Genomic DNA, 18,898 nt, shown 5'->3' with positions numbered 1-18,898 from the left:
CGCCAATTCAAATTTTAATACACTAACGTTTCACCTTTTGTTGGTAAATAGACATTCAAACCTACTTTGCGCAAGGCTTCTGCTTCTTTTTCTGGCTTGAACGAATGCCAAGTAACAGTCTTTTGAGCATTGACATGTTGTGCTAATGACACCAAATCTTCTGGCTTGGCGTGACCACTTGCACCCAAGCGTTGGAGCTCGACATGATTGGCATCTAAGTATGCCTGTAATTCGGCAAAGCGAGGATCATACTCGCCTAAAGGTTCACCGTTCATGTGTAGATATACAAATTGACCATCAAATTGATCTAAATCATGTAATTGATTAAAGTGATTTTGAACAACGTAATGATTGGGATCTGCCACAACGGCTTCCCAATCAATTTCTTTAACATCCGCAACACCCATGGCCCGCATGATTGTTGCAAATTGCTTATCCCAAAGGATTTCACGACCATGCAGCCGTGCTGTATTTTGCAGAGCCTCTAAGCGATCAATGTTACGTTCATAGGGATTAATGACAACTAATTGATGATGTTCATCTAAAATTTGTCCAAAATCTTGTTGCACTGACATCTCAGTATGGCGCACATGTTCCGTTTCGTCATCGGCATCAAAGCTAAATTCCGTACCTTCTAACAAAAATAAATCAATGTGTGCTTCACGTAAGATATCTGCCCAATGATTGACACGTTCGGGGTGAGGACCATCAAGTCGCACATCCCCACTATGAACAAACGTGTGTACGCCGTCACGGACACGAATTGCAGCAGCGCCACGTGCATCATGGTCAGTTTCGAAAAATGTAACTTCAAAATCACCAAACATCATTGGCGTCTCAAATGGGATCACTTTAATAGTCGCATTAGGCGCAGATTCTGTCCCTAATTCAGTCAAGACCTGATATAAATCAGCCGAAGCTTGACTCATGTAAACATCGGTTGGCTTGGTTAAATACTTCAACGCGCCCATATGATCCAGATGTAAATGAGAAACAAAAATTGTTGTCGCCATATCACTGTCAACATCAGTGAATAAATCAGGTAGTGCTGGTAATGTTCCGTCTGCTAATAAATCACCAGTCGGCGTTTCAGCCGGGGCAAAATTAACGCCAAAGTCCATTACAAGTCGGGTGTTTCCCTGTGTGAACGAGACCACATTGCCACCAATTGTATTCAGTCCATTTAAAAATTGTACTTGCGTACTCATTATTTATTCTCTTTCAAAGTCTTCTTTGTTTGGTCAGATAATGTTTTCAAAGCGTCTGCAGCAGGTGTTTTCTTCGTCAACATTGAATCAACAGCATTCAGCAAGTTCGTACGGTAATCTTGGTAACCCAAGAATGCAGTGTCTGAGAAGGCACCTGGCAATGAGTCTGACGCTGCTTTAGCTAATGGGTTCTTCTTTAGATATGCTTTATAAGCAGATGACTTCGTTGCTTTCTTAGTAATTGGCAAGTAACCTGTTGCTTCTGCCCACTTTTCAGTTTGCTTATCAGACATCAAATATTTCATGAATGCCCAAGCGCCTGCTTGTTGCCTCTTAGTGGCTGTTGCCGTAACTACTAAGCTATTACCAGCCAAAACAGTTGCTGATTTGCCTTTGTAAGATGGTAATGGTGCAGTACCCCAATCAAAGTCTTTAGCTGCAGCTGCCTGCGTTGCTGTAATTCCTGCAGATGATGAGAAAGTCAAAGCTGTCTTACCATTGACAAAGTTTGTTGTGCCGTAGATATCAGAACCAGCCGTTTTAGCAGTGCCATCAGCGACCATATCAGTAATCAACTTAGCAGCAGTCACAGCCTTCTTTGAGTCAACATTAACTTTGTCTTTGCTAGTTACCAATGATACACCAGCTGAACGGACCATTGAATCCCATTCCATGTCAAATGACTTATCGAATCCTACTGTTGCAATGCCATCTTTCTTCAAAACGTCAGACATCTTTGCAATATCATCCCAGGTTTTTGGTACTGATAAATTGTATTTTTTCAGAAGCGTTTTATTATAGAACATTTCTCGTACAGAGGCTGAGAAAGGTGTTGAGTAGAATTCGCCCTTATACTTAGATTGTTGCAAGAAACCAGAATAAATATTGTTTAATTGCTTCTTTGACAAGCCATTCTTACCATCAACCTGTGATTGAAGTGACGTTACAATACCGTCTTTGACGTAATCAGGCACTTGTGTGTAAGTTGCTTGTGCCATAACCGGCAAAGTTTTTGACTTCGCACCAGCCATGATTCTTTGGTTCAAAGTCGTATAGTCACCTTGCGCAGTTGCGACAACCTTATACTTACTTTGTGATTTGTTGAAGGCGTCAATACGCTTTTGCAAAGCGTCTTTGTATGGGCCAGCCATGGCGTGCCAAAATGTGACTTTAACTGGTTTAGTTGCTGCACTCACTGTCTCTGTGTGCACAGCCGACAAACCTGCAAAAGATGAACTTGCCATAATCGTGATAGCAGCCAAAGCTGCAACTTTCTTCCCAGTACTCATGTGTACATGTTTCCTTTCGTGTTCCCAAAAAAATTTAGCTGCTTTTTATAAGCAGTAAAGAGATACCATGTCTCATCACATCTCTTTACCGCCCACAAAACGTGGACAGTAGCTTAACCCTTAATGCCACCACCAGAAATACCAGCAACAACATATTTATTCAAGAATAAGTACAAGATAACCATAGGTAGAATCACAAACGTAGATGCCGCCATCAATTCCGGATAATTGACACCCGAATCTGAACTGAACGCTTGCAATCCAACAGGCAAGGTACGCATCTTGTCTGTGTTTGTGACAATTAATGGCCACATAAATGAGTTCCATGAGCCAATAATTTGTAACAAGCCAATTGCCGTAATGGACGACTTAGCATTTGGTACCAAAATTTGCCACAGAAACTTCCAATCAGAAGCCCCATCAAGCTTGGCGGCGTAGTAAAGCTGGTCTGGTACACTAGCAAAAGACTGGCGCAAAGTGAATACCGCAAAGAAACTAGCTAACCATGGAATAATCAAAGCGCCATAAGTATTCACCAGATGCATTTGTGATAGTGTCACAAAGTTTGGGATAATCAACATTTCACCCGGTACCATCATTGTTGCTAACAAAATAGTGAAAAGCGTCTTCTTACCAAAAAAATTCATTTTAGCAAACGCAAACGCTGCCATGATGGCTGTGATAATCTGTCCTATCGTGGTCACAAATGATACAACCACTGAATTCAGAAGATACGTTGCAAAAGGTGCTGCTTTCCATGCTGAAATCCAATTAGTGATTTGCAACTTTTTTGGCAACCAAGTTGGTGGTGTTTGCAATGCTTCAAAACCAGTTTTAAATGATGTTGATACCATCCAGAAGAATGGCAATAACATTGTCAGTGCACCAACCACTAACAGTAAGTAAACGATTGTTTTTGATATTGTCTTTCTCATCGTCAACTCCTCTTAGTAATGAACATGTTTTTTGCTAAACCATGTCTGCAATAATGTCACAATTAAAATCATAAAGAATAATACGACACCTGCGGCCGCAGCGATACCGTATTTGTTTTGCTCATAAAACATACGATATAAGTAAAATACAACTGTCATTGCAGCATTTCCAGGTCCTGCCTGTCCACCAAACAATGAGAATATTTCATCAAAGACTTTAAACGATCCAATCACAGCATTAACGGCAATCAAAAACGTCATCGGACTAATCATTGGCACTGTAACATGCAAAAAGCGTTCCCAAGCGTTGGCACCATCTAAGGTCGCCGCGCTATACAGTCGTTTGTCAACATTATTGAGAGCAACCAAGAAGAGCATAATATTGAAGCCCAAGCTCTTCCAAATAGCCAAAATAATCAACGCTGGCAATGCCCATGTTGGATCATTCAACCAGTCAATTGGATGGATACCTACAAAGCTCAAAAAATAATTCAATAAGCCCGCATCTTTATTATAAATCCACTTCCAAACCATTGATATTGCAACAATACTGGTCACAAATGGTAGAAAATAGATGGTACGGAAGAACCCAGCCAACACTTTGATCTGGTTTAAAAGTACGGCCACTGTCAACGAAATGACAATTTCTAATGGGACAACACCAACAACGAAAATTAAAGTGTTCGCCACAGCAGAATGAAACAGCGGATCTTCCCATAAATATTTAAAATTATCAAAACCAAGCGCCATTACTTGATTCGTGAAAAAGTTGTACTGCGTATAAAAGCTCATCGCCAAACTTGAGACAATCGGGTATAAACTAAAAATCGCGACAATGATTAGCATTGGCAAGACATAAAGCCACCCTTTTAATGTCTGTTTCCAAGTAGGCTTTTGATTGTTCATCATGCGTGATCACCCCTTAGTGGCAATCGCTGACCACTTTGATCGAAGGCGTAAACGCCACTAAGTGCGGCAAAGAGTGTTGTTTCTTGTTCCAAAGGTGCTGCCGTTGTGACTTCTGTTGCAACTAGTTGATGTGATCCAACTGAAATCGCCGCTTGCCGATCACGTCCAAATGACAATACTTCATGGACAACCGCTTGCATTTTGATGGCAGGTGCTTTCACCTCATTTGTTAATGCTTCAGCACGAATACCAATTGTGGCAACGTCACCATCAAATAATTGTCTCACCTCGTCATCAAACTGGTCTGCTGGTACCACATTTAACGCAGGTTCTCCGATAAAGTTAGCGACAAATTGATTATTTGGATTTTCATATAGTGATTGTGGTGCATCATATTGTTGAATGCGACCATCGTTTAATAGCATAATTTTATCAGCAACATGCATTGCTTCACTCTGATCATGCGTAACAAAGACTGTTGTGACGCCTGTTTCCTTTTGAATACGTCGAATTTCTTCGCGCATTTCAACTCTGAGACGTGCATCAAGATTTGAGAGAGGCTCATCAAGTAACAAAATGTTAGGTGATTTTGCTAACGCGCGGGCAATGGCAACACGTTGTTGCTGACCACCAGACAAATCACTTGGTTTTTTGTTAATTTGATCAGAGACACGAACCAGTTGTGCTAATTCTAAAGCACGCTGTTTACGTGTGGATTTATCCACCTTAGCCATTTTCATTGGGAAAATAATGTTATCTAAAACGGTCATATGAGGGTACAAGGCATAGTTTTGGAAAACCATCCCAACACCACGTCCCAACGCATCTTGCTTTGTAACATCTTTGTCACCAAAGTATATATTGCCACTAGTTGCTGATAATAGACCCGAGATCAAATTCAGCGTGGTAGATTTACCACCACCTGAGGGTCCTAAGAGTGCAACGAGTTGTCCGTCGGTGATATCAAAATCCATGTCATGTAAGACTTCGACGCCTTTTGGATAGGTCAAAGTCACGTGATTAAATTTAACTTCCACTGTGTTTCTCTCTTCTTTTTTGTTATAAAGTTAGTATAGATGAAATCATCTGTCCTGTGCAAATGATATGTGGATAAGGACAATTTTTGTCTATGGTTCAAATATAGCAGAGTTCTGTCATGATTATGTAAATATCAGATAAAGATTTCATCATCATTATAATATTAACTGAATATACACAATCCTGTAATTAACTATGTCAAGTTTGATTACACAAAAAAATAGTATTTCAATTCAAATTACTCGCTTGATAAGAGTCATAATTTTGTGCAGTTCACACTTTGTTCACCAATAATTCGTCTAGTCTTCTTCCCCCCTAGTAGAATGGAGCAAAAGGGTACTTTGGAGTAAAATTATGAGACGAAAACAAGCAGGCTACTTACCAATATTAATTGCAGTATTAACGCTCGCCGGCCCTGCACAAACCGTAACGGCTGCAGAATTGACGACCACCGATGACGTTAAAACGGATAAAAAGCTACGTCTAAAAAATGACGGTCGTTCTGACCTACAGGAATTAACCCAACGGATTGCTACTGGCGATACGGGTGATGGTCAGCCAGCGGCGGCGGAACCTAATAAGCCCGACACTCTCGAAACCCCCGAAGTAACAGAACCTGAACAGCCTAATGAAACAGACCCACCAGCTGAACAACCAGCACTGCCAACAACAGACAACAAGCCGCCTACGTCTGGTAAGGCACCTCGATCAATAACAACGAACACTAATGGCAGCAGTACTTGGACATTTGATTCAGATACTGGTTTGTTAGTTTTTTCAGCGGGGCAATTATCGCAGAGAATTGATACAAATCTAGCAGAAAATAGCTTAACTGCCTCACAAGTTAAAAAAATTCAATTTAATGGTGATGAGGGTAAGGTCACAGTAGACCCAAGCGTCCCCCATTTATTTGATAACCTAGATCAACTCACTGATTTTATTGATTTACAAAATTTTGATACGACCAATGCGACGTCAATGTCATATTGGTTTACTAATACTAAAGGGCTTACCAATCCTGACTTGAGCTCATTAAATACCAGTAATGTACTTTATATGACTGAAATGTTTCATGATAGTGGTGTTACTAATTTGGACCTAAGTAATTGGAATGTCAATCAAGTGACAACATTTCAGGACATGTTTTTCTGGGCAGATAAGTTAACGACTTTAAATCTATCCACTTGGGGGGCTGATCGTACAGTTGACTCCGTTAATATGGGTGCAATGTTTTCTAACGCGTCTGCCTTGACCAACTTAGACTTGACGAATTTTAAGACAAAAAATGTCACGAATATGTCTTCTATGTTTCGTAATACGGGATTAATCAGTCTTAATCTCAGTACCTGGGACGTCACAAAAGTGAAAGAATTTCAATACATGTTTTATAGCTCAGCTGCCTTGGCCAACTTGAATTTATCTGATTGGGGCATTGCCCGTATAGCTGATTCAATTTATATGAATTATATGTTTTATAACACGTCCGCCTTGACCAACTTAAACTTGATGAATTTTAAGACAAAAAATGTCACAGGCATGTCTTATATGTTTTACGGTAGTGGTATCACTAATTTGGACTTAAGCAATTGGAATGTTGATCAAGTGACAACATTTAATTGCATGTTTGCTGAGGCAAAACACCTAACAACCTTAGATCTATCTAATTGGGGTGTTGCCCGCACCGCTGATTCTGTTAATATGACTTATATGTTCTCTAATACAAGTGCGCTAACTACTTTAAAACTGACAAATTTTAAAACCACCAATGTCACGACTATGGCTTATATGTTTCGCGGAACCGGTATCACTCATTTGGACTTAAGCGATTGGAATGTTAATCAAGTAACAACATTTGATAACATGTTCGCGGAGGCAAAGAACCTAACGACCTTGAATTTATCTAATTGGGGTGTTGGCCGCACGGCTGATACAATTATTATGCGCTATATGTTCTTTAATGCCAGTGCGCTAACTACCTTAAACTTGACAGATTTTAAAACCACCAATGTCACGAATATGGCTCGTATGTTTGTAGGAACTGGCTTAGCTGAATTAGATTTAAGCCACTGGGATGTTTCAAAAGGGACCAAATTTTTTAACATGTTCTATAATGCGTCTAAACTGAAGACATTGGACTTATCAGGGTGGTATACTTCCGGTGCTGATGTGACCGCGATGTTTGGCAAGACTACCAGCCTCTGGAAAATCACCCTCAGTGCAAATATGAAGTTTACCGGTAGTCCTATGTTCTGGTCAGCTCCGGCTATTGGCACAACAATTAGCGATAACGGACAAAATTATAAAACTACAGCCGCGTCTTGGCAAATTGTTGGTAACGGCACTGATCATAATCCAGCAGGAAACATGGTAACAACCGACCAAATGTACGCTGACCGATCTGAAACAATCACCTACGTTTGGGCGCAAGCGCCTACTTTTGATGGCGTTGCTAACCTTACCTTTGACACACTTGGCGCTGGTGCTTTCCGTAATGGTAACAAGCCATTGGCAAGTAATATGTCAACTGGCGCAGTTAGTCTTATCAACTTGGATGCCAGCAAATCGTACAAAGTGTCCGTAGCGCAAACAAGTGATTGGAACACATCTGGTCAATCCGCAAAAATTTCAAAGAATGATTTGAGCATTCAATATGGTCAATCTAGTTTAGAAAGTAGTGTTGACTTTTGGACTGGGACTTCCGCCAGTAGTCAAAACAATATTATGTTCAATCATAACACCAGCAACTCATTTAGCATTTGGTTAAATCCTAACACGGTGATTGATACAAAACTATTGGGGAAACAATTAGCATCTGAACTCACTTGGACGTTAAGTGAAACACCCCAGTAAAAAAAACAGTAGATTTTCAATTATTTTTCTAAAAGTTGTCAAGTGAAGGACACGACTTATTTTAGAGAATGTTGCAACACCATTTTAATACACAAATAGGCTAACCACTTTGTGGGTCAGCCTATTTTGATTATCATAAGTTTCTACTTACTGTTGCAACATGTTTTATCAATACTTTGAGTCTCATTGCACATTGCTTCCAAGTTGGCTCAAATATCCAAGACAAATCAAAGTGATGCCATTCGAATCTGATTAAGGATTTATAGGTGAGTACGACTCTTGATTTTCGCGAAATCACATAAGCTCTGCATAGAAGCAACCACGCTATAATTCTCAAACGCTTTTGAAACTAAAAATTTATGAATCAGTGCACAATACACGCAGTTGGTTCAAAAAATATTTTCTCCATTGCGATTTCTATCCATGAGAAAATAAAAAAGCTTTGAATGAATAATCATTCAAAGCTTTCATAAATTATGCCGACCGCCGGGCTCAAACCGGCGACCCCCTCATTACTAGTGAGGTGCTCTATCAACTGAGCTAGGTCGGCAGATCAAAGTACTCAAGTATTATATCAAATAATACCAGATACCTCAATATAATAATATGGCGGCGACCATATTATACGGGTGACAGGAATCGAACCTGCACGGATTTCTCCACTGGAACCTAAATCCAGCGCGTCTGCCAGTTCCGCCACACCCGCATGTCTAACACAACCCTTTAATTTTACTGGAAAAATGATTGTACGTCAAGCATTTATTTACCTTTGATCGCAAATAGGCGTAACATGGAGTTAGCGAGGTGACACAACAAATGACAAAAAGAAACGTTGCAACAGTATTCGAAGCAAAACACAATATTGAATTATTATACTTATCGCTACAATCTAAGCTTATTGCCCCAGGGATTCGTGATATCACTGATGTTTTACTACAAGTTAACAAACAAATAGACACCAGTAAAAACCCTGAAGCCTTAGTGAACAGAATGGTTAATTATATTCGTATCACAGCCTCGTCTGAAAAGCTTCATTTTTCAAAAGCTGACGAAAAATTGATTATTGATTTAGGCGTGATTGGTCAACAAGCTGGTCTGAATGGTCAATATATGGCTGATTTTTCTGATAAATCACAATTCTATAGTTATACCGACGCAAATAAATAGATTGGAATTAGCAGCTCTAATCATTCATCAACAAAAAAGGTTCGATACACTATTCTCTGTATCGAACCTTTTAATCGCAATAACTACTTATAACCCTTGCCAATACCTAACCAAGCAGCGCCCTTGGCTACATTGGCGTAATCACAAGACCAACCACCATAAAATGCAGAGGTTATATTCCCTAATTCCGACCAATATTTAACTGTTTTCTTCCCACTATTTTTTTTAGTAGCATAGTGCCATACATCTGGCGCAATTTTTTGATTAACAGCTCTTTGCCGATTAGGAAATGAGTCATTACACCAAAAATTGGTTTTCAATCGATTGATATTTTCAAACCCGGCAACACTGATTTGTAACCCAAAACCGTTAGTAATTGCATACTTAAATAACGCTTTTAGCGTCGTATTATTATGACTATATTGTGTCGTAATACCATTTCTGGCGGTTAATTTAACATCTCGATCTAACACACTGTTTAAGAATTTATACGCCGCCACACTATTGTGATAGCTCCATGCTAAAGTATTTTTATACTTAACATCTGCTTTTGGAAAGTCACTCTGTCTAGTAACAGCACTTTTAGTAGCTAAGTGAACAATTTCATTATGATGAGTAATGTTGGCTTTCACAGATTGAAAGTTTGTTATTATGAGTGCGATAAACACACTTAAACTAACAGTACCAACGCGGATTAGTATATTTTTTTATACATGTCATTTCTCCAACCAAGTATAAACTATTGCTAATTATGTTTAGCGCCTATTTGTGTCCCTGACCAACGCCTGCCCAAGCAGCACCTCTTGCTACTCCTGCATAATCACAAGACCAACCACCATAAAAAGCTGTGGGGATTGCTCCCAACTCAGACCAATTTTTTACAGTAACTTTTCCCTTGTTACCACTATTCGCAGTATCCCACACATCTGGAGCTGAAGCAATGTGGACCGCAGATGTTCGGTTAGGATACGAATCATTACACCACCAACTTGTTGAACCAGATGTTGGGTTGATAAAACAACCATTACTTATTTGTAATCCAAAACCGTTATCTGTGACCCAATCAAAATACGCTCTGACAACAGTATTCTGCGCTGGAGTTAAAGAAACCGAAAGACCACTTCCTAAACTAAAGGAAACAGTAGAGGCGGTATTATTACTTAAATAATTAAAGGCCCTCACTGAATTTTGATAACTCCACGCTAACGTACCCTTTATCTGACTATCGGCGAGTGGCATAACAGCAGCACTACTAGCACCACCAACATCATCGGTCAAGTCCTGTTTCGCCTCTTCCTTGCCTTCAATTACAACACTTCCATCGACTTTTTTAACTTTTTGTAGTCCCAACGCCTCTTGGCTTTTTAGACTATTTAAATATGTCTGTACGCCCCGTTCCCTGAGAATCTCTTCCCCAACCGTGCCATTATTTTTTACAGTCAATGTATCATCAGCTTTAATAAATGATGTACTTGAAAAGCCCATTAATACTATAACCACTCCTGCAAAAACAGAAAATTTAACCTTCTTATGCTTTTTCATGACTAAAATACTCCTTTTGTATTAACTTAATTCATACTATAATCATAAAGATAACATTTTTCACATATAATACACAAATATTCACAAAGAATCACATATAGTTCACACTAAATTCAAAATAAATTATTTCAAAATCAACAAAAAAGGTTCGATACACTATTTTCTGTATCGAACCCTTTAATCACCCTATTTTAGTCGCAATTATTATGCTTTTTGTTTTAAGTCACGTTCTCTTACTAACAAATCAAGTAAAATTCCATTTTGCACCAACGCTTGCCACATCCCCGGCGTGTACTTTTCACCACGAATAATCGCTGATACAATCGCTCTGATCAAGCTATAATCCTGAGAAGTATTCGCCAGTTGTGCCACATCTTCTTCTGCCAAACCTTCATGAAATTGGTGCTGGCGTAGCGTACGATCAAAATTTCTATCATATTCATCAGACTTAAAATAACTCTGCGCTAACGTCAAAATATCGGCTGTATAAGACGGATATGTCGTCTCATGCCATGGAATAGCCTGCCCTTTTGCCTGCCGTAAAATACTAATATTTTTGTCAAAATCAAATGCTTGCATTGCGATACCTCTTTCCGTGGTATCATTGTATCACTTATCTTTAGTAAGTTCACGCATTTGTGTTCCAAATTTGATAACAGTTCTAACCACAGCATAGACTGGCACTACCAAAATCATACCAACGATACCTTTCAAGTTACCCGCTACCATCAGTAAAATCATAATTGTCAGCGGATGAATCTGTAATGATTTACCAATCACATTTGGATAAATAAAGTTGCCATCCAATTGCTGAACAACTGTCATAACAACTAATACCAAAATCATTTGCTTCCAAGATTGCGTTCCTGCCACTATTAAGGAAGGAATGACACCAATCCAAGGGCCTACATAAGGGACAATATTAGTAATACCGGCGATGACGCCTAAAAGCCAAGCATAAGGTTGACCGATGATTAGGTAGCCAATCGCCATCGCCACCCCGACAAACAGCATTTCAATCGCTTGACCAGAAATATACTTTTCAATCGTGTGATCCATCTTATTCGTCAAATCTGCGACATTATCAGCAAAGCGATCAGGAAAAAGACGTTGTAAAGCTGGCAAGAGACGGTTACCATCACTTAACATATAGAATAAAACAACCGGTATTGTCACTAAGTTAATGGTCACTGACGTGATTGTTGAAATCACATTGCCTAGCGTCCCAGCCGTAATAGTCAAAAATGACGCCGCATATTTACCAACGGCACTTTTCACCTCATCAACATCAATCGACAAATGCAAACTGTTAAACCATTTACTTTGCAATGTATCATTGACATACGTTTGAACCGTCTTTGCAAATCCCGGCAAAGCATTGATCAAATTGGTCATTTCACGAACCAAGGTTGGCACCAGCAATATTAAAGCCCCAACAATCACCGTTAAAAACAGCACAAACGTTATAATCACGGCCAGTTGATGTGGCATTTTGTGATTTTTAATGGTGATTTTTTCAAGTAAGGTCAAGATAGGTTTCAAGACATAGTACAAAAAACCGGCCACAATTAACGGTACGAATACCGTTGAAATGAAAACTGATATTGGCTGCATCAAAAAATCAAACCGTGACACAATCCAAATTAGTGCCGACAGTGCTAATAATTCTATTGTCCAAAAAAACAAATTTTTATATTTCAGATTCGGAAACATGTAATTTCTCCAACAATTTATATTGTAATTTTGGCAGACTTAAGGCTGCCAATTCTTCTTGACTAAAGTATTGTTGCCGTGAATCCGGTGTAATTGGTGTCGATTTGACCAACCAAATTTCCCAACGGCGATGTGTGAAAATATGAACCACGGGCTTAATATTAAGCATGTTGCCTTGAATATCTTCCACACTATTAATTGGTGTTAGTGGAAACGTCCAAAAATTAGCTAACAATCCTGTTTCTGGTCTCTGTTCTAAAAGTAAGTCACCGTTTTTCTCATAAACATGAGCCATAAACAATTGCTTGACTGGTTTCGGCTTGGGTGTTTTAACCGGATAATGACTTTCAACACCATCACGATAGGCAGCATTAAAAGATTTTACTGGTGAATGTTGCGTATCAGGGTTTTTAGCGGACATATAACTAGCACCTAAGTCCATAATTGCCTGATTAAAGTCACCCGGCCGTTTAGAATCAACAATTGGCAAAATGGCATCATAAAATATTTGGCGTGACTTAGACTGTGCAATGTCTGCATCAATCTTTAATAAACGACTAAACACACGATATTGATTACCATCAACCGCTGGTACCACTTCGCCAAAACTGATTGAAGCAATCGCAGCAGCTGTGTAGGGTCCCACACCCGGCAAAGTCTGTAAATCTTTGCTGGTCGTTGGCCACTCACCATTATATTCCCGAACAACATATTGCGCTGCTTTTTGCAAATTACGCGCACGCGAATAATAGCCAAGTCCTTCCCACAATTTTAACACAACTTCCTCAGGTGCCTGTGCTAGGGCGCTCACTGTCGGTAACTGTTGCATAAATCGTTCAAAATAAGGAATAACTGTGGCAACTTGCGTTTGCTGTAACATTATTTCTGAGACCATTACGCGGTAAGGATCGTGATTTTGCCGCCAAGGTAAGGTTTTACGCCCCTCGTCATCATACCAACGAAGTAATGTATCCCGAAAAGATTCAATTGTTTGTTCAGACCATTTTTCCATAATATCTATTGTAGCACTTGTAATTGCTATTTTTTTAAAGTATAATAGTTATTTGTATGGAAAACATTGGATAAAAAAAGGAGCACTATCATGGCATTAAAGAAGCCTCTTAACTCATTCGCCCGTGCCCGCAAAGTTAGTCACAGCGCTGCGAAGAAGCAACGCCAAGCTGCTATTGCAAAGTTGCAACAATGGGCCAAAGGTAAGTCAGAAGAATTACCTACGACAAAGTAAGTTTGACTTAAAAAACAAAACCAGTATGTGTACTGGTTTTTTGTTTGTTTTTTTAACAGTAGCTCTTCTATCACTAAAACTTCCAAAAGAAAGGACGTTATTACTTGAATATATCTCAAAAGAATCGCACAATTTTAATCATTTTGGTGATTGGCACTTTCCTGGGTTTCTTAAATCAAACACTGATGAACGTTGCGCTACCAGATATTATGCGTGAATTTCACATTTCAACCGCATTAGGACAGTGGTTAACCAATGGTTATATGCTAGTCAACGGCATTATGGTTCCTTTAACTGCCTTCCTCATTCAGCGCCTAACAACGCGTACACTTTATCTGACAGCGGTTGGGTTATTTGCTGTTGGCACGATCACTGCTGGCTTTGCACCTAATTTTGAAATTTTGATCACGGGTCGTATGATTCAAGCAATGGGAGCCGGTGTTTTTGGTCCGCTAATGAATGTCGTGGTTATGAATTTATTTGCCCCTGATCGTCGTGGATCGGCAATGGGAACTATTGGGTTGGCGCTAAACTTCGCACCAGCCTTGGGCCCAAGTCTGTCTGGATTTATTGTAACCAACCTGAATTGGCGCTTTCTATTTTACATTGTTGCTCCGCTCATTATCGCCAATTTTATTCTGGCTTATTTTCTTCTAAACAACATTGGCACACCAAAACAATTAAAGTTTGATGTACTTGGTGTCATTCTATCAAGTATCGGTTTAGGCGCACTACTTTATGGGTTTTCCAACGCTGGTGGTACACCCTGGCATGACTTTACCGTTTGGGGATTTATCGTAATTGGTTTAGTTGTCACAACATTGTTCGTTCTTCATCAATTACATACGTCAACGCCATTGCTTAACATGAGCGTTTTTTCTAATCGAGAGTTCAATGTTGCTGTTTTGATTAACATCGTTTTGATGATGGCTATGTACGGTGGTGCGTTAATGTTACCACTTTATATGCAAAATGTCCGTGGTGCTTCTGCCTTTATTTCTGGTTTGGTTTTATTCCCTGGGGCTTTGGTTACAGCATTTTTGTCACCATGGAGTGGTCGCTTATATGATCGTTATGGTGCCAAATATCTCACCCTCACCGGAATCTTAATTACTGCTATTGGTACTTTTATTCTCGCTTCATTGACACTAACAACACCACTTTGGTTTGCTGTGATTGGACAATTTGTACGTCAATTAGGCTTAGTTTTGGTTTTGATGCCGATCCAAACTGAAGCATTTAACGCCTTACCACTTACTATCATCCCTGATGGTTCGGCCATGTTTACAACCATTCGTCAGCTAGCTGCCTCGTTTGGTACGGCCGCATTAGTAACAATTATGACAAAAAGCGCCGCCAATTATCAGCTACACCACCAACATGCTAGCAGTTCACTAGTCAATTTGCATGGCGTCCACATTACCTTTTTAACTGCTGCGTTGTTAATGCTCGTTGCAGCAGCGATGACTCGTTTACTGAAACCCAAAACAGCTATTGCAAAAAAGTAGCGAGTATCTAAACTATTTCAGTTATAATAGAGATAACTTAATTAATTGGAGGTATTGTTATGACTTACGGGTTTATTGGTGCCGGCAACATGGCGACCGCAATGATGAAAGGTCTACTGCACGCAAATGTTGATCCAGCAGATATTTACGTGTCTTCACCACACCGTGCCAAGTCGTTGGCAGAGGAACTTCACATCAATGCTGCCGATTCACAAACAGTTATTGACCATAGTGACATCGTCGTTTTAGCATTTTTGCCTAATCAATTAACAGAAATTGGCGCAACGCTTAATTTCACTAATAAAATCGTCGTCTCTGTGTTAGCACAAATCACCATTGCTGACCTAAATCAAGCTATTCCAAATGCGTTCAATGTTCGCGCTTTACCCAACATCAACTCAGCTATCGGGCAAGGTAATACCGCGTTAGCTTTTGCCGATAACATAGACGCAGCACAAAATAAAATCGTCACTCATTTTTGGCAGTTGTTGGGCAACAGTGTCACACTCGAGGAAGAGCAATTCGCTATATTTTCTGCCATTGCTGGTTCTGGTCCTGCCTATGTCTTCAAGTTCATTGACGCATTGACTAAAGCAGGTGTCGCGAATGGCTTGGAAGAAACGCAAGCCGCAAGTATTGCAACACAAACTGTTTTAGGCTCTGCCAGCACCCTAAATCAGTCGGACAGCGACGCCGTCACACTCATGAACAGCGTTGCATCACCCGGTGGCTCAACCCGCGCTGGCCTAGATAATTTTGAAGCTAACCAATTTGATGATGTTGTCGCCAAAGCGATTTTAGCGACCGTCAATCATAAACACGCCTAATCATTAGCACTTCAATCTTGAAGTGCTTTTTTAGTGGGCAATACAAATAAAAAAGCCGCAACCAACGTTGCGACTAATAAGCTGCTATCTCAGCAAAATTATTAAATCAAATACTGAACAAAACATCACGACCGCCCATATCATTTGCGCCAATATAGCGCTGAGATAATTCTACAAGAAACTTTGTCGATGCAGATGTCAACTGTCGCTCAACTGCAAGTAAAGATAAACTATCTTTGAGCGACGCAGCCACAGCGCGATCATTTTGGCTTTTTTCTAGTTGGGTTTTATTGCTAACAAATATGTCGCGTTCATTACTTGTAGTGGTTTCATCTAAAATTAAATCAACCAAATTTTCTAGCAACCAATTTTTATCTGGTATCTGCCATGTCATCACGATACGCCTCCCATTTTGCTCAATGAACAGCACGATACGCTATTCTTATCGTTTTAATTAACAATGATTATTTATATCATACTACTTTTTATCAGTGACAGATTATTAAAAAAAGAAAAATGTATATCATATTTAACAGCACACAAAAAGCCGCAACCGAAGTTGCGACTTTTAGTAGCTCGTGAGAGAATCGAACTCTCGATTCCGCCGTGAAAGGGCAGCGTCTTAGCCACTTGACCAACGAGCCATGGTCAGTTGTTGTTCGCTCTCGCTAAACAACTATATTAGTATACCAAGAATTCAAATACTCGTCAACCCTTTTTCTTCAAAGTCATCAGTTTTGTTGGATCAATTGGTTGTGGCACTTTGACTGGTGTACTTTTGTAATAACGCCAGGGCTTGTTCGGATCAAATTCCAAATCTGTCGTTACCGGCAAACCATTCTTAAAGCGTGTCAACAACCATTGTTCTAATGGTTTGGGGACACCCAACAAGTCGAAATCTGCCGGTGAAATGGCATACCGAATTGCCCGTTCATCATTCATCTTCACCTTTTGTACCCAGTTAGGTTCAACAATCAATTCACGTCCCATCGCAGCAAAGGTCACGCCGGTATCCATCAATTCTTCAACTTGCGCAGGTTGTTTTACTAAGCCAGCAACCATCAGCGGAAAGTCGTCTGGTAGTGCCTGTCGATAATAATCAACAATTTTTGTCTGATCATCCTTATCTTTAAACGGTGTTTGAAGGGCGTCTTTCAATGACAAATGTACATAATCAACTGGCAAGTCAATTAATTTGTTGACAAAAGCTAACGAGTCTTGCAATGTAATCCCTGGTGTCATTGGTTCTTCGGGTGATTGACGATAGCCAAGTAAAAATGGTCGATCAGCGTACTGCTCAATAGTCTGCGCGACTTTAGCCGTCACCGCTAAACCAAAACGCATCCGTTTTGCCAATGTCCCACCCCAAATATCATCACGTTGATTACTGTCAGGCGAAAAAAACTGTTGCATTAAATATAAATTAGCACCATGGAGTTCAACCCCATCAAACCCAGCCAAAATAGCTCTTTTTGTAGCAGCAGCAAAATCATCAATTGTTTGTGCAATTTCTTGATGCGTTAGCGCCCGTGGCGTTTCAAAGTCACCACGTGGATACGCAACGGCTGACGCCGATACTGGTTGTTCCCCACGCAATATTGCAGTAGTCGTTTTCCGACCAGCAGAAAATAGTTGCAGTATCGCTTTTGCCCCGCCTGATTGTATGGCACTGGCTAAACGTGATAACCCTGGAATTTTGTCATCATCAGCAGCCGAAATACCACCTTCCCAGCCTTTACCTAAATGATTCACATGCGCTACTTCACTCACAATAATTCCTGGACCACCGCTGCGCATTTGGTAATAGCGCAATTCATTATCCGTTACACTACCATCTTCAAAAGACGCACGTAAGGTTGTAGGCGCCATTACGACGTGATTACGCACTGTCATTTGCTTATTTTTAAATGTATATGAGTCTAAAAAATCGTAATTTATTTGCATATCAATATTGTAACACGATATGTTAGTGTGTCACGAATTGACCGGTGGCAAGATTCGGTGTGCCACCGTGAAGATCATTTTTGCTAGTACCCACTTGGTGTAAATAATAGGCATACTTTAATTTCAAATCGCTAATGATATTCTGATTCAGTTTTGTTGGTTTAACAGCCTTTTTTTCCATTTTATATAGATGAGCGGCAATTAAAAGATCGCTGTCAGTTAATTTTTTTGATTTAATTTGTGAATCTGACAAAATCACATCATACTTTTTCGCCTTCAGCAGCATATGTTTGACCACGACAGTCTGATAAGTTAACGCTTTTCTCGTTGAAAAAGAACGATTGGTAAAATTAATTGTGTCATTATAATCGCCATTCCCTAGATATTTTGCAACGTAAAGTTCCCAAGTAGTGCCATTTGTCAATGAAAATTGATATTTGTTAGCAGAAACATTGACTTTCTGCGTTTCTGTACCGATAAAATTTTCAGTAGTTGCAATCGTGACATCTTGTGGCGCATTACTGGATGTTACACGAACAATAGGCGCATGAAAACTATGATTAACCACGATAACTTTTTTTGGTTCAAAGCCAAACAGTAGTACGTTAACTAATAATACGGCAAAATACATTAGCATGACAAAGACCGACATGGCAATGATCATTTGATATTTATTTGATAATAGTCTCATCTCATCTCTTTTCTCAAACATAAAAAATCAT

The 18,898-nt window shown here is 39.7% G+C and carries 18 protein-coding genes and 3 tRNA genes; 5 read left to right on the top strand and 16 right to left on the bottom strand.

The window, feature by feature from the left end; genetic code table 11:
* Positions 1 to 14: 14 nt before the first annotated feature.
* From FF105_RS05270 to FF105_RS05250, 5 genes are all read right to left on the bottom strand, one after another.
* A complete protein-coding gene (locus FF105_RS05270; RefSeq protein ID WP_010290816.1) occupies positions 15 to 1,208 on the bottom strand; it encodes an MBL fold metallo-hydrolase in 1,194 nt (397 codons plus the stop codon).
* The gene (locus FF105_RS05265; RefSeq protein ID WP_290046395.1) at positions 1,208 to 2,497 is read right to left on the bottom strand and encodes an ABC transporter substrate-binding protein; all 1,290 of its coding nucleotides are present in this window, start codon (positions 2,495 to 2,497) and stop codon (positions 1,208 to 1,210) included. The genes FF105_RS05270 and FF105_RS05265 overlap by 1 nt, the downstream gene beginning before the upstream one ends.
* A 113-nt stretch (positions 2,498 to 2,610) precedes the next feature.
* The gene (locus FF105_RS05260) at positions 2,611 to 3,432 is read right to left on the bottom strand and encodes a carbohydrate ABC transporter permease (protein ID WP_010290812.1); all 822 of its coding nucleotides are present in this window, start codon (positions 3,430 to 3,432) and stop codon (positions 2,611 to 2,613) included.
* 12 nt (positions 3,433 to 3,444) lie between these two features.
* Positions 3,445 to 4,338, bottom strand: coding sequence for a carbohydrate ABC transporter permease (locus tag FF105_RS05255; protein ID WP_010290811.1), 894 nt, complete (start codon positions 4,336 to 4,338; stop codon positions 3,445 to 3,447).
* On the bottom strand, positions 4,338 to 5,378 hold the full coding sequence (locus FF105_RS05250; protein WP_290046394.1) for an ABC transporter ATP-binding protein: 1,041 nt from the start codon (positions 5,376 to 5,378) through the stop codon (positions 4,338 to 4,340). Before FF105_RS05250 ends, FF105_RS05255 begins: the two co-directional genes overlap by 1 nt.
* Before the next feature lie 355 nt (positions 5,379 to 5,733).
* Here FF105_RS05250 and FF105_RS05245 point away from each other — a divergent pair, with 355 nt between their 5' ends.
* Positions 5,734 to 8,229, top strand: a complete 2,496-nt coding sequence (locus FF105_RS05245) for a BspA family leucine-rich repeat surface protein (RefSeq protein WP_290046393.1) — start codon at positions 5,734 to 5,736, stop codon at positions 8,227 to 8,229.
* 477 nt (positions 8,230 to 8,706) lie between these two features.
* On the opposite strand, the gene FF105_RS05240 is transcribed toward FF105_RS05245, so the two are convergent.
* Both FF105_RS05240 and FF105_RS05235 read right to left on the bottom strand, forming a co-directional pair.
* Positions 8,707 to 8,779, bottom strand: a tRNA-Thr gene (locus FF105_RS05240).
* A 74-nt stretch (positions 8,780 to 8,853) separates the two neighbouring features.
* Positions 8,854 to 8,935 (bottom strand) — tRNA-Leu (locus FF105_RS05235).
* A 110-nt stretch (positions 8,936 to 9,045) separates the two neighbouring features.
* On the opposite strand from FF105_RS05235, the gene FF105_RS05230 reads away from it, so the two are divergent.
* On the top strand, positions 9,046 to 9,396 hold the full coding sequence (locus FF105_RS05230) for a bacteriocin immunity protein (RefSeq protein WP_031941234.1): 351 nt from the start codon (positions 9,046 to 9,048) through the stop codon (positions 9,394 to 9,396).
* An 83-nt stretch (positions 9,397 to 9,479) separates the two neighbouring features.
* Here the strand turns inward: FF105_RS05230 and FF105_RS05225 are convergent, their stop codons facing one another.
* The 5 genes from FF105_RS05225 to mutY all read right to left on the bottom strand — a co-directional run bounded on the left by FF105_RS05225 (position 9,480) and on the right by mutY (position 13,663).
* The gene (locus tag FF105_RS05225) at positions 9,480 to 10,028 is read right to left on the bottom strand and encodes a hypothetical protein (RefSeq protein ID WP_290046392.1); all 549 of its coding nucleotides are present in this window, start codon (positions 10,026 to 10,028) and stop codon (positions 9,480 to 9,482) included.
* A gap of 130 nt (positions 10,029 to 10,158) precedes the next feature.
* Positions 10,159 to 10,938: a hypothetical protein gene (locus tag FF105_RS05220; RefSeq protein WP_010290803.1), complete on the bottom strand. Its 780-nt coding sequence runs from the start codon at positions 10,936 to 10,938 to the stop codon at positions 10,159 to 10,161.
* 204 nt (positions 10,939 to 11,142) lie between these two features.
* Positions 11,143 to 11,517, bottom strand: coding sequence for a DUF6508 domain-containing protein (locus tag FF105_RS05215; protein ID WP_010290801.1), 375 nt, complete (start codon positions 11,515 to 11,517; stop codon positions 11,143 to 11,145).
* 30 nt (positions 11,518 to 11,547) lie between these two features.
* The gene (locus FF105_RS05210) at positions 11,548 to 12,651 is read right to left on the bottom strand and encodes an AI-2E family transporter (RefSeq protein WP_010290798.1); all 1,104 of its coding nucleotides are present in this window, start codon (positions 12,649 to 12,651) and stop codon (positions 11,548 to 11,550) included.
* The gene (gene mutY / locus FF105_RS05205; protein ID WP_010290796.1) at positions 12,629 to 13,663 is read right to left on the bottom strand and encodes an A/G-specific adenine glycosylase; all 1,035 of its coding nucleotides are present in this window, start codon (positions 13,661 to 13,663) and stop codon (positions 12,629 to 12,631) included. Before mutY ends, FF105_RS05210 begins: the two co-directional genes overlap by 23 nt.
* Before the next feature lie 90 nt (positions 13,664 to 13,753).
* Here mutY and FF105_RS05200 point away from each other — a divergent pair, with 90 nt between their 5' ends.
* The 3 genes from FF105_RS05200 (at position 13,754) to proC (ending at position 16,232) form a co-directional block, all read left to right on the top strand.
* Entirely contained in the window at positions 13,754 to 13,897 is a 144-nt protein-coding gene (locus FF105_RS05200; protein ID WP_004913936.1) for a hypothetical protein, read from the top strand.
* 104 nt (positions 13,898 to 14,001) lie between these two features.
* A complete protein-coding gene (locus FF105_RS05195; RefSeq protein WP_290046391.1) occupies positions 14,002 to 15,405 on the top strand; it encodes an MDR family MFS transporter in 1,404 nt (467 codons plus the stop codon).
* 59 nt (positions 15,406 to 15,464) lie between these two features.
* Positions 15,465 to 16,232 carry a pyrroline-5-carboxylate reductase gene (gene proC, locus FF105_RS05190; protein WP_010296072.1) on the top strand — a complete coding sequence of 256 codons (768 nt, stop codon included), beginning with the start codon at positions 15,465 to 15,467 and terminating at the stop codon, positions 16,230 to 16,232.
* A gap of 106 nt (positions 16,233 to 16,338) precedes the next feature.
* Here the strand turns inward: proC and FF105_RS05185 are convergent, their stop codons facing one another.
* The 4 genes from FF105_RS05185 to FF105_RS05170 all read right to left on the bottom strand — a co-directional run bounded on the left by FF105_RS05185 (position 16,339) and on the right by FF105_RS05170 (position 18,888).
* A complete protein-coding gene (locus FF105_RS05185; protein WP_290046390.1) occupies positions 16,339 to 16,626 on the bottom strand; it encodes a bacteriocin immunity protein in 288 nt (95 codons plus the stop codon).
* A 178-nt stretch (positions 16,627 to 16,804) separates the two neighbouring features.
* Positions 16,805 to 16,876 (bottom strand) — tRNA-Glu (locus FF105_RS05180).
* A gap of 64 nt (positions 16,877 to 16,940) precedes the next feature.
* Positions 16,941 to 18,176: an NADH-dependent flavin oxidoreductase gene (locus tag FF105_RS05175; protein WP_290046389.1), complete on the bottom strand. Its 1,236-nt coding sequence runs from the start codon at positions 18,174 to 18,176 to the stop codon at positions 16,941 to 16,943.
* A 22-nt stretch (positions 18,177 to 18,198) separates the two neighbouring features.
* Positions 18,199 to 18,888 (bottom strand): hypothetical protein, encoded by a 690-nt coding sequence (locus FF105_RS05170; protein ID WP_010291609.1) that lies wholly within the window; start codon positions 18,886 to 18,888, stop codon positions 18,199 to 18,201.
* Positions 18,889 to 18,898 lie beyond the last annotated feature (10 nt).

Source organism: Leuconostoc sp. UCMA20149 (genome assembly GCF_030400235.1).
GTDB classification, from domain to species: domain Bacteria; phylum Bacillota; class Bacilli; order Lactobacillales; family Lactobacillaceae; genus Leuconostoc; species Leuconostoc pseudomesenteroides.
Note: the sequence above shows the minus strand (reverse complement) of the source record. Positions and strands in the feature narration are given on the sequence as shown.